Origin of the sequence: Mycolicibacterium lutetiense (assembly GCF_017876775.1) — a bacterium.
GTDB lineage: Bacteria > Actinomycetota > Actinomycetes > Mycobacteriales > Mycobacteriaceae > Mycobacterium > Mycobacterium lutetiense.
In genome coordinates this window covers 310,336-324,344 of record NZ_JAGIOP010000001.1, presented here as the reverse complement: position 1 = coordinate 324,344, position 14,009 = coordinate 310,336, and the positions used below count along the sequence as shown (strand labels likewise).

17 protein-coding genes are annotated in these 14,009 nt (G+C 66.5%); 7 read left to right on the top strand and 10 right to left on the bottom strand.

Annotated features, from left to right (window positions below; translation table 11 throughout):
• Nucleotides 1-15 precede the first annotated feature (15 nt).
• Nucleotides 16-1,566 (top strand): dolichyl-phosphate-mannose--protein mannosyltransferase, encoded by a 1,551-nt coding sequence (locus tag JOF57_RS01595; protein ID WP_209913002.1) that lies wholly within the window; start codon nt 16-18, stop codon nt 1,564-1,566.
• A 161-nt stretch (nt 1,567-1,727) separates the two neighbouring features.
• On the opposite strand, the gene arcA is transcribed toward JOF57_RS01595, so the two are convergent.
• Nucleotides 1,728-2,933 (bottom strand): arginine deiminase, encoded by a 1,206-nt coding sequence (gene arcA, locus JOF57_RS01590; RefSeq protein WP_209913000.1) that lies wholly within the window; start codon nt 2,931-2,933, stop codon nt 1,728-1,730.
• A gap of 33 nt (nt 2,934-2,966) precedes the next feature.
• On the opposite strand from arcA, the gene soxR reads away from it, so the two are divergent.
• Together soxR and JOF57_RS01580 are read left to right on the top strand one after the other, a co-directional pair.
• Nucleotides 2,967-3,398 carry a redox-sensitive transcriptional activator SoxR gene (gene soxR, locus JOF57_RS01585; RefSeq protein WP_209912998.1) on the top strand — a complete coding sequence of 144 codons (432 nt, stop codon included), beginning with the start codon at nt 2,967-2,969 and terminating at the stop codon, nt 3,396-3,398.
• Between the two features lie 34 nt (nt 3,399-3,432).
• Nucleotides 3,433-4,029 carry an alpha-ketoglutarate-dependent dioxygenase AlkB gene (locus tag JOF57_RS01580; protein ID WP_209912995.1) on the top strand — a complete coding sequence of 199 codons (597 nt, stop codon included), beginning with the start codon at nt 3,433-3,435 and terminating at the stop codon, nt 4,027-4,029.
• Between the two features lie 9 nt (nt 4,030-4,038).
• On the opposite strand, the gene JOF57_RS01575 is transcribed toward JOF57_RS01580, so the two are convergent.
• Complete coding sequence (locus JOF57_RS01575; RefSeq protein WP_209912993.1) at nt 4,039-4,713, bottom strand: DUF5642 family protein; 675 nt, start codon at nt 4,711-4,713, stop codon at nt 4,039-4,041.
• A gap of 28 nt (nt 4,714-4,741) precedes the next feature.
• The gene (locus tag JOF57_RS01570; protein ID WP_209912991.1) at nt 4,742-5,461 is read right to left on the bottom strand and encodes a DUF5642 family protein; all 720 of its coding nucleotides are present in this window, start codon (nt 5,459-5,461) and stop codon (nt 4,742-4,744) included.
• 33 nt (nt 5,462-5,494) lie between these two features.
• On the opposite strand from JOF57_RS01570, the gene JOF57_RS01565 reads away from it, so the two are divergent.
• Both JOF57_RS01565 and JOF57_RS01560 read left to right on the top strand, forming a co-directional pair.
• Nucleotides 5,495-5,770 (top strand): hypothetical protein, encoded by a 276-nt coding sequence (locus JOF57_RS01565; protein ID WP_307869938.1) that lies wholly within the window; start codon nt 5,495-5,497, stop codon nt 5,768-5,770.
• Nucleotides 5,771-5,919: 149 nt separating this feature from the next.
• Complete coding sequence (locus JOF57_RS01560; protein WP_209912989.1) at nt 5,920-6,618, top strand: envelope biogenesis lipoprotein LpqN; 699 nt, start codon at nt 5,920-5,922, stop codon at nt 6,616-6,618.
• Here JOF57_RS01560 and JOF57_RS01555 read toward each other — a convergent pair.
• The 4 genes from JOF57_RS01555 to JOF57_RS01540 all read right to left on the bottom strand — a co-directional run bounded on the left by JOF57_RS01555 (nt 6,608) and on the right by JOF57_RS01540 (nt 9,715).
• A complete protein-coding gene (locus tag JOF57_RS01555) occupies nt 6,608-7,432 on the bottom strand; it encodes a shikimate 5-dehydrogenase (RefSeq protein WP_234937673.1) in 825 nt (274 codons plus the stop codon). The two genes, JOF57_RS01560 and JOF57_RS01555, sit on opposite strands and share 11 nt — an antisense overlap.
• A gap of 62 nt (nt 7,433-7,494) precedes the next feature.
• A complete protein-coding gene (locus tag JOF57_RS01550) occupies nt 7,495-8,496 on the bottom strand; it encodes an acetyltransferase Pat (protein ID WP_209912984.1) in 1,002 nt (333 codons plus the stop codon).
• Nucleotides 8,497-8,528: 32 nt separating this feature from the next.
• The gene (modA, locus tag JOF57_RS01545) at nt 8,529-9,296 is read right to left on the bottom strand and encodes a molybdate ABC transporter substrate-binding protein (protein WP_209915689.1); all 768 of its coding nucleotides are present in this window, start codon (nt 9,294-9,296) and stop codon (nt 8,529-8,531) included.
• 11 nt (nt 9,297-9,307) lie between these two features.
• Entirely contained in the window at nt 9,308-9,715 is a 408-nt protein-coding gene (locus tag JOF57_RS01540) for a TOBE domain-containing protein (protein ID WP_209912982.1), read from the bottom strand.
• Nucleotides 9,716-9,859: 144 nt separating this feature from the next.
• Between JOF57_RS01540 and JOF57_RS01535 the strand changes: the two genes are divergently transcribed.
• Nucleotides 9,860-11,317, top strand: coding sequence for an aldehyde dehydrogenase family protein (locus tag JOF57_RS01535; protein ID WP_209912981.1), 1,458 nt, complete (start codon nt 9,860-9,862; stop codon nt 11,315-11,317).
• A gap of 12 nt (nt 11,318-11,329) precedes the next feature.
• Here the strand turns inward: JOF57_RS01535 and JOF57_RS01530 are convergent, their stop codons facing one another.
• The 3 genes from JOF57_RS01530 to JOF57_RS01520 all read right to left on the bottom strand — a co-directional run bounded on the left by JOF57_RS01530 (nt 11,330) and on the right by JOF57_RS01520 (nt 13,033).
• Nucleotides 11,330-11,845, bottom strand: a complete 516-nt coding sequence (locus JOF57_RS01530) for a hypothetical protein (protein ID WP_234937672.1) — start codon at nt 11,843-11,845, stop codon at nt 11,330-11,332.
• 35 nt (nt 11,846-11,880) lie between these two features.
• Complete coding sequence (locus tag JOF57_RS01525; protein ID WP_209912977.1) at nt 11,881-12,156, bottom strand: hypothetical protein; 276 nt, start codon at nt 12,154-12,156, stop codon at nt 11,881-11,883.
• 139 nt (nt 12,157-12,295) lie between these two features.
• Complete coding sequence (locus JOF57_RS01520) at nt 12,296-13,033, bottom strand: SDR family NAD(P)-dependent oxidoreductase (protein ID WP_209912975.1); 738 nt, start codon at nt 13,031-13,033, stop codon at nt 12,296-12,298.
• A 163-nt stretch (nt 13,034-13,196) separates the two neighbouring features.
• Between JOF57_RS01520 and JOF57_RS01515 the strand changes: the two genes are divergently transcribed.
• Nucleotides 13,197-14,009 (top strand): enoyl-CoA hydratase/isomerase family protein, encoded by an 813-nt coding sequence (locus tag JOF57_RS01515; protein ID WP_209912973.1) that lies wholly within the window; start codon nt 13,197-13,199, stop codon nt 14,007-14,009.

Sequence of the window (14,009 nt, the reverse complement as noted above, 5' to 3'; positions counted from 1 at the left end):
CCTACGATCGCTTGCGTGACCGCCACCGCCACCGCAACGCCGACGGCTGGTCGCTCGGTCCCGCTGATCAGCCCGGCGCCGCTGATCCCGGCCGCGGATTTCGGCCCGACGGACCGGCTGCAGGGCTGGTTGATGACGGTCGTCATCACCGGGATGGCCGCAATAAGCCGGTTCCTGAATCTGGGCTCGCCGACCGATGCCGGCACCCCGGTGTTCGACGAAAAGCACTACGCGCCGCAGGCCTGGCAGATGCTCCACAACCACGGGGTCGAGGACAACCCGGGCTACGGGCTCGTGGTGCACCCGCCGGTGGGCAAGCAGCTCATCGCGATCGGTGAGGCACTGTTCGGCTACAACGGGCTGGGCTGGCGGTTCGCCGGGGCCCTGTGCGGTGTGGTGATCGTGCTGCTGGTGGTGCGGATCGCGCGCCGGATCAGCCGCTCCACTCTCGTCGGCGGTATCGCCGGGCTGCTGCTGATCGCCGACGGGGTCAGCTTCGTCTCGGCCCGGACGGCGCTGCTGGATGTGTTCCTGGTGGTGTTCGTGGTGGCGGCGTTCGCCTGCCTGATGGTGGACCGCGACGACGTGCGCCAACGCATGTACAACGCGTTCATGGAGGGCCGGATCGCCGAGACGCCGTGGGGCCCTCGGCTGGGCGTGCGGTGGTGGCGATTCGGTGCGGGGGTGCTGCTCGGTCTGGCGTGCGCGACGAAGTGGTCGGGGCTGTACTTCGTGGCGTTCTTCGGCGTGATGACGCTCGTGCTCGACGCGATCGCGCGCAAGCAGTACCACGTGCAGGCACCGTGGCGGGGCGTGCTGCGCCGCGATGTCGGGCCGGCCGCATACGTATTCGGGCTGATCCCGATCGCGGTGTACCTGGCGTCCTACGGACCGTGGTTCGCCTCCGAGACGGGTATCAACCGGTACGAGGCCGGCCAGTCCATCGGCGAGAACAGCATCATCCCGCTGCCTGACGCGCTGCGCTCGCTGTGGCATTACACCTATGCCGCTTACCATTTCCACGCCGGGCTGACCAACGCCGACGGCAACCACCACCCGTGGGAATCCAAGCCCTGGACCTGGCCGATGTCGTTGCGGCCCGTGCTCTATGCGATCGACAACCAGGATGTGGCGGGCTGTGGCACGCAGTCGTGCGTGAAAGCCGTGATGCTGGTGGGCACTCCGGCGATGTGGTTCATCGCGCTGCCGGTACTCGGGTGGGCCCTGTGGCGGGCCGTGGTGCGGCGCGACTGGCGATTCGGCGTGGTTCTGGTCGGATACTCAGCCGGTTTCCTGCCCTGGTTCTTCGACATCGACCGGCAGATGTACTTCTTCTACGCCACGGTGATGGCGCCGTTCCTGATCTTGGCGATCGCGCTGATCCTCGGCGACATCCTCTATCAGCCCCGGCAGAACCCCGAACGTAAAACGTTGGGGCTGCTGGTGGTCTGCTTCTACGTGGCGCTGGTGATCGCGAACTTCGCGTGGCTGTACCCGGTCCTGACGGGTATTCCGGTTTCACAGTCGACCTGGAATCTGGAGATCTGGCTGCCTTCCTGGCGGTAGTTGTGCCGCATGCCTCTGCGCCGGTTTCGTGGCCCGACGCCTCTGCGCCGGTTTCTACCTGCGGGCTGTAAAACGTCACGCACAACAACCCTCAGGTCGAAAACGGCGAGCAAGGATGGCCGGGCCGCGACCCTGGTGTAGAAAACGGTGAGCAAGGGTGGCTAGAGCAGGTCCCGCGCCGCCGGACACGACATGCAGCGGGGCCCGCCGCGGCCCGTGCCCAGCTCCGAGGCCTCGATCGGCAGCACCTCGATTCCCGAATCTGCCAGCCGTGCATTGGTTTCGACGTTGCGCTCATAGGCCACCACCACCCCCGGTGCCAAGGCCAGGGTGTTGTTGCCGTCGTCCCATTGCTCGCGCTCGGCGGTGACCGGGTCGAGCCCGGTGTCGATCACGCGCAACTGCTCGATCCCCATCGCATTCGCGGCCGCCTGCACGAAATGCATTTCGTCGTCGATCTGGATTCCGGCCTCGGTGCGGTGGATGGTGAACGCCGACAACGAGTCCACGATGTTGGGGTACATCACCACGGCGTCGACGTCGACCATCGTGCACACGGTGTCCAGGTGCATCTGGGCGCGCTCCTGCCGGATCGGCACCGCAAGTACGGTATGGGCCAGGTCGTCGTCGAACAGACTGCGCGCCAACGCTTCGGCACCGGCCGGTGTGGTCCGCTCCCCCACCCCTACCGCCACCACGCCGGGCCCCAGCAACAGCACGTCGCCGCCTTCGACGGGCGCCGAACGCGATTCGTAGGCCCGCCGGACGCCGAGGAAGCGCGGATGGTGGGCGTAGATCAGATCGGTCAGCGAGGTCTCGCGCACCCGGGCCGGGAGGGCAAGCGAGGTGATGGCCACCCGCGGCCCGATCCAGAACGACGAATCCCGGGTGAACAGGAGGTTGGGTAGCGGCTCGATCACGAAATCGCCGTCGTGGTGCATGCGGCGCACGAGCGACAGTTCGGCACCGTGAAACGGCACCTCGTTGAAGGTCATGCCGGCCATCAGGATATGGGCCAGATCGGCCGGAGCCAGGGCCCGCAAGTAGGCCGAAAGTTCTTGAGCCAGTGGCACACCGAGACGCCGGGCATCGACGGCAGCGGAAATACCGTGCATGCGCGCGGCTCCGCTGTCCAGCGCTTCGGTCAGCAGGTCGGCCAACAGCAGCACCTCGACCCCGCGCGAGCGCAGCACGTCGGCGAAGGCGTCGTGCTCACGTTGCGCCTTGGAAACCCAGGGCAGGCCGTCGAACAGCAGGGCGTCGTTGTTGCGTGGCGTCAGCCGTTGCAGCTCGGGCCCCGGTCGATGCAGGATCACGGCGCGCAGGGTGCCGACCTCGGAATTGGAACCGAACGCCGCAGTTTCCACCCCATGACGTTAACTCAACTATGGTTGAGGTGTATGGAGACGCACGAGTTAACTCCTGGCGAGATGTCCCAGCGCAGCGGCGTTGCGGTGTCCGCACTCCACTTTTATGAGCGCGAGGGCCTGATCGCCAGTAGCCGCACCTCGGGAAACCAGCGGCGCTATGCACGTGAGACGCTGCGCCGCGTGGCATTCATCCGGATGTCGCAACGCCTGGGCATTCCGTTGGCCCGCATCCGCGAGGCACTGGCCGGCCTGCCCCCCGACCGGGTTCCGACCAGCAAGGACTGGGCCAAGCTGTCGGCCGGTTGGCGCCAGGACCTCGATGACCGCATCCTGCATCTACAACGGTTGCGCGACAACCTGACCGGCTGCATCGGCTGCGGCTGCCTGAGTCTCAAGACGTGCCTGCTGACCAACCCCGACGACGTCCTCGCCGAACGCGGCCCCGGGGCCTCCCGCCTCTAACCCAGTCGAACGTCTGTGCGATACACTCGCGCGCATGGAGCTGGCGTTGCAAGGCTCACTGTTCGAGCACGCGGAGCGTCGTCGACTCGGCAACGACGCCTGGGTGGAGCTGCGCTCGGGCTGGTTGCCCGACGCCGACTCGCTGTTCGAGGAGTTGATGGACGGGATCCCCTGGCGGTCCGAGGAACGCGAGATGTACGACCGCGTGGTGGCGGTGCCGCGGCTGGTCAGCTTCCACCACCTGATCAACGAACCGGTTCCGCACCCCCGGCTCAAACAGATCCGGCGCAAGCTCAACGACACGTTCGGCGGCGAGCTCGGTGAACCGTTCACCACCGCGGGCCTGTGTCTGTACCGCGACGGCAATGACAGCGTCGCCTGGCACGGCGACACCATCGGCCGCAGCCGCACCGACGACACCATGGTGGCCATCATCGGGCTGGGTGCGACAAGGGTTTTCGCGCTTCGCCCCCGCGGCGGTGGTCACGCGTTGCGGCTACAGCACCGCCACGGCGATCTGCTGGTGATGGGCGGGTCGTGTCAACGCACCTGGGAGCATTCGATACCGAAGACCACCAGCCTGGTCGGACCGCGCATCAGCATCCAGTTCCGCCCGCACGACGTGCGCTGAGGTGCCGGACTAGCCCCGGACCGCGGCGACCGCGGCGCTGAGCAGGTCGCGGGCCCGCTTGTCGTCCACCGGAGCCACCGGCTTGTTCGGCTCCACCAGCGGGTTGGCCGTGACGATCACCGTGAACGTGTCGAAACTGGCGACGTAGTTGTACAACTCCCCGGTACGTGGCTGGCCGCCCATCGCGGTCTGCACGACGCGGTGCGTTCCCGTCGTGCGTGCCCCGTCGATCTGCGGCGCCTCGACCACATCCACCTGCCCACGCATCCCGGGACCGAGGAACTTCACCTGCTTGCACTCATCGCCGGGAACGTTCAGCGGGACCGGCTCCGAGGTCTCCAGAGCCATCACGATGAACCGGTTGCCCGCGCCTTCGGCCGTGGTGGCCGCCACGTTTCCCTGCAGACCCTCGGGCAGGGACTGGCCCTCGGCGAACTTCGCGCAATCGGCGGGTTCGACCTTCACCCCGGGCGGCATTTTGTGCGGCGCCAGCTTTTTCGGGTCGATTCCGGCCGGGGCGACATCGGTGACCTTGAATTCCGGCCCGAAGCTGGACCGCACCTTGGCGACGTTGGCGATGTCCGCGTCGGCGGACGTCGACTGGTCCGATTGACCGCAGGCGACCAATCCGGTGGCGCAGGCAAGCACGCCTGCGGTGGCGAGTAAGACGTTGCGGTTCGGCATCGCTGTCAAGATACCTGGGACCGCTGACTCAGCCGCGTAGCGCCGAAACCGATTTCACCAGCAGGTCGGCGGCGAACGCCGGGTCGAGCGCAGGATTGGGTGATCCGGGATCGGTGACGACGCTGACGAACACGTGATAGCCGCCGCCCAGATCGGCGGTGAATGTGTCGGCGTGAGATCTGGTTTCGGTGCCACCCTCGACGACCGTGGTGACGGCGGTGGACATCCCCGCGGTTGTCGCGCCCTCGATCGCCGGGGCCGCGACGGAGTCGACGGTGCCGACGGAATGGCCGCCCGACACACTCCACTGTTCACACGGCGGTTCGCGGCGATCCGCAGGTACGCCTGGCGCAAGCTTCAAGATGCCGGCGTACACGATGCCGCCGGACCCCGAGGCCGACCAGCCCCGGGTCGGCTCGACTTCACGGGCCGGCAATGCCCCGCATTCCGCGGGGTCGGCCGTCCAGTCCGGGCCGAAACCCCACACGGACACCGGGGTCGCCTGCGGGTCGATGGCCACCACTTCGTAGCCCGGCGGCAGCGCCTGACGCACGCGGTCGATGCGGACCGGGTTCACCGTGGCGACACTGCCGGTGGCCTGAGGTCTCGACGATGTCGGCGTCGGTTCCGGCGCCGGCTGCGGCCCGCAGGCCACCCCGAAAGCCAAGAGGACCGCCGCGACGGCGAAAAGGCGCACGGCGTGTTGATACCACAGGCCGGGTTTGCTGTCGAGGGTGCTCGTCGGCATACGACAAGTGTTGCGATACAGCGGAATTTAATCGTGGCAGGACCGGTTGGCACCAACATGTACGGACTGACGGGAGCTGCGCTGGCCGGCACCGCACTGTCGGCCCTGGCCCTGGGTTTTCCCGTCCCGGCTCTGGCCGCCCCGTCGGGGGTCGGGTCCGCGCAGGACACGGCCGACGAACTGGAGCGTCAGGGTTTCGACGTCATCATCTACCGGGCCGGTACGGCGGCACTCGATCGCTGCACCGTCTCATCGGTACGGCCGGCGCAGGTTCTGCGGCAGACGGTGTATCTGTCCGCGATTTGCTGAGCCCGACCCGGGTCGGCGACACCACGGAACATTTCCCTGCGCAAAGGATCGGGGTCCCAGGACCGCCGCTTCTGCCAGCTAATGCCCAGGTGAGCGTTTATCGTGCAATCAGTTGCGCCTCGCCAGGGCGTCCCACCGATTGGAGACCGATGACCACCTCAATGAGGGCCGGCGGAATCGCCATCGCTGCCGTCGCACTCGGGGTCACGCTGGCCGGCTGCGGCGACAAGACGGTATCCGGCACCGCCACCGAGGCGACCGGGACCAGCGTCAGCAGCGAACCGAGCGAGACCAAGGCCAACGAAACGCGCACACCCACGGCCGGGCACCAGTACACGATCGTGGACTACATCCGTGACAACAAACTCACCGAAGCTCCGGTGCGCCGGGGCGATCCGGGCACACCCACATTGGACCTGCCGATTCCCGACGGCTGGACGGACGCGACCTCGTCGGCTCCCGAATGGGCCTGGGCCGCAATCGTATCCACCGATCCGGCCTTCGAGGCAGATCCGCCGTCGATCATCGTGTTGATGTCAAAGCTGACCGGCGACGTCGACGCGGCCAAGATCTTGGAGTACGCACCGAACGAGATCAAGAACCTGCCGGGTTACCAGAACCAGGGGGACGGCTCAGCAGGCGAGCTGAGCGGGTTCGATTCTTATCAGATCGGTGGCACCTACGTGAAGGACGGCGCCACCCGACTGATCGCCCAGAAAACAGTGGTGATCCCCGGGTCGGACGGGCTGTTTGTCTTGCAGTTCAACGCCGATGGCACGGAGGATCAGATGGGTCCACTGATGGATGCTACCTCGGCGATCGATGACGAGACGGTCATCACCCCGTAGCCGCCTGCCGCGAGAAGGCTGACGCCGCAGCCACCTGCTCAGGTGTCGGCCGCACTCCGGTGTAACGCTCGAATTGTTCGGCGGCCTGCAGCGCGATCACTTCGGCGCCGGTGATGACCGGCAGCCCCGCCGCGCGGGCCGCGGTGATCAACGGGGTTTCGGCCGGCATCGCCACGACGTCGACGACGGCGCGGGCTGCCGCGATGGTCGCGGGCTCGAATGCGCTGCGGTGCTCGTCGGGCCCGTCCGTCATCCCGATCGGGGTGACGTTGACCAGGATGGGTGCGGTCAATGCGCCGACCTCCGGCGCAAAGCCGTAGCCGAGTGTCCCGGCCAGTCCACGTCCGGCTTCCGCATTGCGCGCGATGACGGTCCCGTTGCGGAACCCCTTGTCCCGCAATGCCGCACCGACTGCCTTGGCCATGCCGCCACTGCCCCGGATCAGCACCGCATCACTCGGGTCCAAATGGCCGATGAGTTCCTGCACCGCCAGGTAGTCGGTGTTGGAGGCGACGAGACGACCTCCGGGCACCGACAGGTCATTGACGATCGTATTGACCGCATCGATGGCCAGCGCGGACGGTTCGACCTCATCGACGAGGTCCATGACCGCCTTCTTGAACGGCATCGATACCGAACAGCCGCGGATACCCAACGCCCGTACCCCGCCGATGGCTGCGGCGATATCGGTTGTGGTGAACGCCTTGTAGAGGTAGTCCAGGCCGAGTTCGTCGTAGAGGTAGTTGTGGAACCGGGTGCCGATGTTGCTGGGCCGCGCGGCCAGTGAGATGCACACCCGGGTGTCTTTGTTCAATGGTGGCCTCCGGCCACGGGCGGTCAACGGTGGCCTCCGGCCACGGGCGGTCAACGGCGGCCTCACTGGCCGACCGCCTTGATCACCTGCCGGGTCACATCCTTGATCTTCGCCGCCAGTTCGGGTTCCAGACTGAGGGTGTCGGCCGCGGGCACCGCGACATCGGTGAGCACCACACCCAGATCCTCCCGCTCCCATACCGCGCCGAGCCGGTCCAGGATGCGCCGCATCGCATAGTTCTCGCTCAACACCCGTGCGGTAAAACGTTGAATCCCAAGATAATCCGCGGACACCACCAGGGCATCCATCAGGAATGTTCCGATGCCGCGGCCTTGATAATCGTCGCCGACGGTGAATGCGACCTCGGCTGTCGTCGCATTGTGGCCCTCGCGGACCACGCGGGCATCGGCGACGACGGGCCCCAGTGCGCCCTCGGTCATCACCCAGACGAAATGATCGGCGTAGTCGACCTCGAACAGGTACTCCAACAGGGCCTTGGTCGGTTTGCGCACGGATTGAAAACGGCGGTAGAGGGTTTCACTGGAGAATTCGACCGGCCCGTTCAGGGTGCGCTCGACGTCGCCGGGTAGCACCGGCCGCAGATAGAACCAGTCCCCGGTGCGCACCTGCACCGGGATCGGTGTGATGAACCCGGCCAGCCGCTGGCGGGCGATGCGCACCAGGCGGTCGAACATCCCGGGCACGTGCAGGATGCCCTCGAACGCATCGCGGTCACCGACCCAACCGGTGACCGGTTCCAAGGCGGTCACCGTGGCCGTGCGCGACGCATCGCGCAGCAGCGCGATCTCACCGATGATCAGCCCCGGCTCCAGATCGGCTACGACCGTCCGGCCGTCGGGCCCGTCATGGACCACCTGAGTCCGCCCGGAGGCGATCAGCATGAACGTCAGGGCCGGATCACCCTGCCGGATCAGCACCTGCCCGGCCGGGGCCGTCAGCGGCCTCAGCAGGGTGGTCAACGGCGCCAGTACGGACGGCCGGCATCCGGCGAAGAATTCCAGTGCCGCCAGGTCGTCGGCACTGATCTCGGTCAGATCGGCCACGTCCCCAGGCTACGACGCCGCCGCGGGTGCGGTCAGGGCTTGGCGAATCCGGCCTTGGCGAGCGCTTTTTGGCCGGCCTCGCCGGTCACCAGGTCGACGAAGCGGTGCGCCAGCTCCGCCCGCTTGGACTCTTTCAGCACGGCGATGGGGTAGGTGTTAACGGCCCCGGCCGCCTCGGGGAAGGCCACGCTGGTGACCTTGTCCCCGGCTCCGGCGGCATCGGTGACATAGACCAGGCCGGCATCGGCCTGTCCGCTGGTCACCTTGCCCAGCACGTCGGTGACCGAGGTCTCCTCGCTCACCGGGGACAGTGTCACGCCGGTGGCCCTTTCGACCTTTTCGGTGGCGCCGCCGCAGGGTACCGGCGGGGCGCACACCACGACGCTGGTGCCGGGCTTGGCCAGGTCGGCGAAAGTCTTGATGCCCTTGGGGTTTCCCGGGGCGACAGCGATGGTCAGGGTGTTGGTGGCGAAGTTGACGGGGGTGCCCTCGACGAGGCCGGCGGTCACCGCTTTGTCCATGTTCCGGGTGTCGGCCGAGGCGAACACGTCGGCGTCGGCGCCCTGGGTGAGCTGGGTGACCAGGTCCGAGGATCCGGCGAACGAGAACTCCACCGAGCTGCCCGGGTTGCCGGTCTTGAACTGCTCGCCGATCTCGGTGAACGCCGATTTCAGCGAGGCCGCGGCGAACACCGTGATCGAGCCACCCTCGGTGTTCGAGGGTGCCGCGGCTTTCTCGGTCGAGGTGCAGCCACCGACCAGGGCGGTCGCACCCACCACGCTGAGCGCCATTGCGAACATCCGGACTCGGTTCACGATTGTCCTTTCGGGGTTTCCACGATCACGGTCGTGGCCTTGACCACCGCGACAGCGATGCTGCCGGGGGCCAGGCCCAGCTCGCGTACCGATTGGCTGCTCATCAGCGACACCACGGTGAACGGTCCGCATTGCATCTCCACCTGCGCCATCACCTCATCGGCGATGACGTGGGTGACCAGCCCGGCGAAGCGGTTGCGTGCCGAGCTGCCGATGCCGAGCGGATCCTTGGGCGCCGCAGCGGCGTTGGCACGGGCGAAGGCGGCCAGTGCGGCCCCGTCGATCACCTTGCGCCCGGAGCCGTCGAGGTGGGCCGGCAGCGATCCGTCGTCGATCCAGCGCCGCACGGTGTCGTCACTGACCCCGAGCAGTTCGGCCGCCTCACGGACCCGGATGTCTGGCACCGCGACAGCCTATCGGCCGAATATCCACCCAACAACCGCAAACACAGGAGAATTCGCCGGTTTTGAACCGCACATGCGGTCTTGACCGCCTCGGCCCCCGGCTGCTAAGCAGATGCTCAGCATTTCGTCGACGAAGGGAACCATATGGCACTGCAGACGGTTTTGGAAGAGCTCCGCAACCGACCCGGCACGGGCGAGACCATTCCGGTCATCGACCCCGCGACCGAGGAGCAGATCACCGAGTTCCGCGACTGCGGGGTCGCCGCGGTCGACGCGGCCGTCGCCGCCGCGAAGGCCGCGTACCAGTCCGGGGTTTGGACTGACATCCCGGCCCGCCAGCGCGCCAAGGTGCTGTGGAAGTTGGGCGATCTGATCGACGAGCACGCCAAGGAATTCGCCGAACTGGAGTCGCTGGACGCCGGGATGCCCCCGATGCAGGCCGAGATGATCGTCTCCACCTGCGCGGAGTTCTTCCGCTACTACGCGGGCTGGTGTACCAAGCTCAACGGCAGCAGCTACCAGGTGCAGATGGAGGGCGGGGTCAACAGCAACTACTCCAACCTGCACGCCTACACCACCAAGGAGCCGTACGGCGTGGTAGGCCTGATCTACCCGTGGAACGGCCCACTGTTCAACGCCTGCGCCAAGATCGCCCCGGCTCTGGCCGCCGGCTGCTCCCTCGTCGTCAAGCCCGCCGAAGAGACCCCGCTGTCAGCCGTGCTGCTCGAACGGCTGATCGGTGAGGCCGGCGTGCCAGACGGCGTGGCAAACTTCGTGATCGGCTACGGCGCCACCGCGGGTGCCGCGATCACCGCGCACCCCGACGTGGAGAAGGTCGCTTTCACCGGCTCGACCGAGGTCGGCAAGCAGATCATGCGGGACTCGGCGGACAACCTGAAGAAGGTGACCCTGGAGCTGGGCGGTAAGTCCCCGGTACTGATCTACGACGATGCCGACCTCGACATGGCGATCATGATGGCCTCGATGGGCATCTTTGTGCACTCCGGGCAGGGCTGCGTGTGCGGATCACGAATCTTTGTGCAGCGCAGCGTGTATGAACGCGTGGTGCAGGGCATCGCGATGATCGGCGACAACCTGGTGCTGGGCGGCCCCAAGGACGAGGGCGCCATGATCAGCCCACTGGTCAGTCAGAAGCAGCTCGACCGCGTGCTGGGCTACATCGATCAGGGCAAGCGAGACGGTGCCGAAATCGTTTCCGGTGGTTATCGATTGGACCGCAAGGGCTACTTCGTCAAGCCCACTGTGGTCACCAACGTCGACCCGGCCACCAGCCGCCTGTACAAGGAAGAGATCTTCGGCCCGGTCGCCACCATTCTGCCGTTCGACGACGACGATGAAGCCATCGCAATGGCCAACGACACGAGCTACGGCCTGGCCGCCACCGTCTGGACCTCGAACCTGGCCCGTGCGCACAGCCTGGGCAAGCGCCTGCAGGCCGGCATGGTGGGGCTGAACTGCCAGTTGACATTCGACCACAACGTGCCGTTCGGCGGCTACAAGCAGTCAGGCGTCGGCAAGGAATTCGGATACGAGGGCATCGACGCCTATCTGAAGACCAAGACAATCTGGGCGCAGCTGTAGCGGGCGAGCTCGTCACACCGAGAACTGGACGGCGGCGAGCTCGAGGGCCTTACCCTCGAGCCGCTGCCCCAGGTAGATCTCGGCCTGCATGAGCCGCTCGCAGTGCCACCGGATGTCCTCGGCATGTTCCCGCGACGCCGTGTAGCGCGTCGCCATGGTCGTCACGTCGATGCGTCGGGTATCGCGGACCTTGAGATCCTCGGCCACCTGGAAACTGTCTTCCTCGGCGGCGGTGATGGCGTCGAGTACCTGCCCCACGGCCAAGCGGATGTCCCGGCAGCCGTTCTCGGCGATCTCGGAGGCCTCACGCTGAATGTCGCCCTGCCTGCGGACCACGGCAGCGTCCGCGCTGACCCGCTCCCCCGCGGCTTCACTGGCTTCGCCGGACCACTCGGCACCGCCGGGCGCGAAAATGTTCTGCCGGTGCCACTCGAACAATGCTTCCGACTCGGCGGCCAACTGCCGCCAGCGGGCTGCGGCGTCCGCCAGATACGTTGTGTCCCAACCTTCCAACTGAGATCGAGTCAAGGCTCCACCAGACGGTCCGGTAGTAGACGGATCATTCACATCAACTCCGCCAGACCTCCGCCGTGTTGCTCATCGACCGCGGTGTATCGCAGTGCGGCCGCAGACAGGTCCCCCGCCTGGACGCTCACACGACTCGACTGGGAGGTCCGCGCAGTGATGACCGCGCTGTCCATCGCGACGACGCCGGTACTGCTCGGATAGCCGCCGGCATCGGGACCGGCAGGCGGTGCCCCCAATTCGGCAGCGATCATCTCGCTGCTAGTGGCCCCCGCACGAAGCGCCCCCGGGTCCACTCTCAGATCGTTTGCCATAGCAATCCCCCAACTGGCCAATCTGCTCCCCGAGGCTAACCGAATTGGCTGGGTTGAGCCCAGGGGCTGAGCAAGTATGCCATTGCTATCTGGCATCGACCAAGGGTGGGTTCGACGCCGGCCGGCCATCAGTTGGCCATCAACCGGCCATCGTCAAGCCCCCACTGACACTGAGGACTTGGCCAGTGATGAAGCTGGCATCGTCGGAGGCAAAAAAGAGCACAGCCTTGGCAACCTCTTCCGGTTTGGCGACCCGGCGGAACGGGATGGCTCTGATCAGCCCCTCACGGACCCGGTCGGGAAGCGAGTCGAACAGCGGGGTGTCGGTCGGTCCAGGGCAAACACAGTTGACGTTGATCTGATGACGGGCCATCTCGCGCGCGAGCGACTTGGTGAAAGCGATCACCCCGCCCTTGGTGCCGGCGTAGACCGTCTCCCCCAGACTGCCCACCCGCCCTGCATCGCTGGCAATGTTGACGATCTTTGCCATATTCCCCTCGTCGAGGATCGTTTCGAGGAACGCGTGGGTGAGTCGGACGGGTCCGAGGAAGTTCAACGCGACCAACGACTGCCAGAGGGCGTCGTCGTTGGACATGAACGGTTCGACCCGATCGAAGCCGGCGGCATTGACGATGACGCCGGGAAGTCCGTGGGCGGCCACCACCTCGTCGCGCAGTGTGCTGACCGCTGCCGGATCGGCGAGATCGACCACGTGAGCGGTCGCAGTCGCACAGGCCCGCACGGTCTGCTTCAGGCCCGCTTCGTTGCGGTCGACGGCGGCGACTACGGCGCCCTCCTCTGCCAGGGCGATCGCGATGGCCCGGCCGATCCCCGAGGCGGCACCCGTGACCACGGCGACTTTGTTGTCGAATGGCACTATCTGACCTCCCGATCTGCGGTGATGTGGACGCTATGGCCACTATCGGCCGATCGATGCAGAAAATCAACCGAATGGTCGATAATTGACTTAGGCGGTCGAAAAACCGTAACTTCGGTTGAACCGGGTGCCCGTGCGCACGCAGACAGAAGGGACAGTCCCCATGGATTTCTCCGCTTACCAACAGTTGACGCTGACCCGCCGCGACAACGGCGTCCTGTTGATCACGCTGAACCGGCCGGAAAAGTACAACGCGGCCGACGAGGGCATGCACACCGAGTTGGCCAACATCTGGAAGGACGTGGCCGCCGACCCGCAGACCCGGGTCGCGGTGATCACCGGGGCCGGCAAGGCCTTCAGCGCAGGCGGCGATCTGGCCATGGTCGAACGGATGGCCGGTGACTACGACCGGGTGTCACACATGCTCGGCGAGATGGGCGATCTGGTCTACAACATGATCAACTGCGACAAGCCGATCGTGTCCGCGATCAACGGTGTGGCAGTCGGGGCCGGCGTGGTGGCCGCCCTGCTCGCCGACGTCGCAATCATCGCCGAGGACGCCCGGATCGGCGACGGACACGTCAAACTCGGCGTGGCCGCGGGCGACCATGCCGCCATCATCTGGCCACTGCTGGCCGGCACGGCGAAGGCCAAGTACTACCTGATGACCGGTGAGATGATCGGCGGCATCGAGGCCGAGCGTATCGGAATGGTCGCCAAAGCCCTTCCGCGCGAGGAGGTTCTAGATGAGGCGCTGCGGATCGCCGATAACCTGGCCAACGGTGCCCAACAGGCGATCCGGCTGACCAAGCGGGCGCTCAACAACTGGCTGCGCAACGCGGGCCCGATCTTCGACCAGTCTGCGGCCTACGAGATGTTGACCTTTCTGGGGCCGGACGTCGTGGAGGGCTACACCGCCTTGCGCGAAAAGCGCGCGCCGCACTTCCCGTCCGCACAGCCGAGCCAGGCGGACTGA

Bases quoted from the DNA above. Each gene is read 5' to 3' on its own strand.
- JOF57_RS01575 (WP_209912993.1), bottom strand. From the start codon at position 4,713: ATGCCGAACCGCAACGTCTTACTCGCCACCGCAGGCGTGCTTGCCTGC.
- JOF57_RS01560 (WP_209912989.1), top strand. From the start codon at position 5,920: ATGACCACCTCAATGAGGGCCGGCGGAATCGCCATCGCTGCCGTCGCA.
- JOF57_RS01515 (WP_209912973.1), top strand. From the start codon at position 13,197: ATGGATTTCTCCGCTTACCAACAGTTGACGCTGACCCGCCGCGACAAC.
- soxR (WP_209912998.1), top strand. From the start codon at position 2,967: ATGGAGACGCACGAGTTAACTCCTGGCGAGATGTCCCAGCGCAGCGGC.
- modA (WP_209915689.1), bottom strand. From the start codon at position 9,296: ATGTTCGCAATGGCGCTCAGCGTGGTGGGTGCGACCGCCCTGGTCGGT.
- JOF57_RS01580 (WP_209912995.1), top strand. From the start codon at position 3,433: ATGGAGCTGGCGTTGCAAGGCTCACTGTTCGAGCACGCGGAGCGTCGT.
- JOF57_RS01535 (WP_209912981.1), top strand. From the start codon at position 9,860: ATGGCACTGCAGACGGTTTTGGAAGAGCTCCGCAACCGACCCGGCACG.
- JOF57_RS01525 (WP_209912977.1), bottom strand. From the start codon at position 12,156: ATGGCAAACGATCTGAGAGTGGACCCGGGGGCGCTTCGTGCGGGGGCC.
- JOF57_RS01570 (WP_209912991.1), bottom strand. From the start codon at position 5,461: ATGCCGACGAGCACCCTCGACAGCAAACCCGGCCTGTGGTATCAACAC.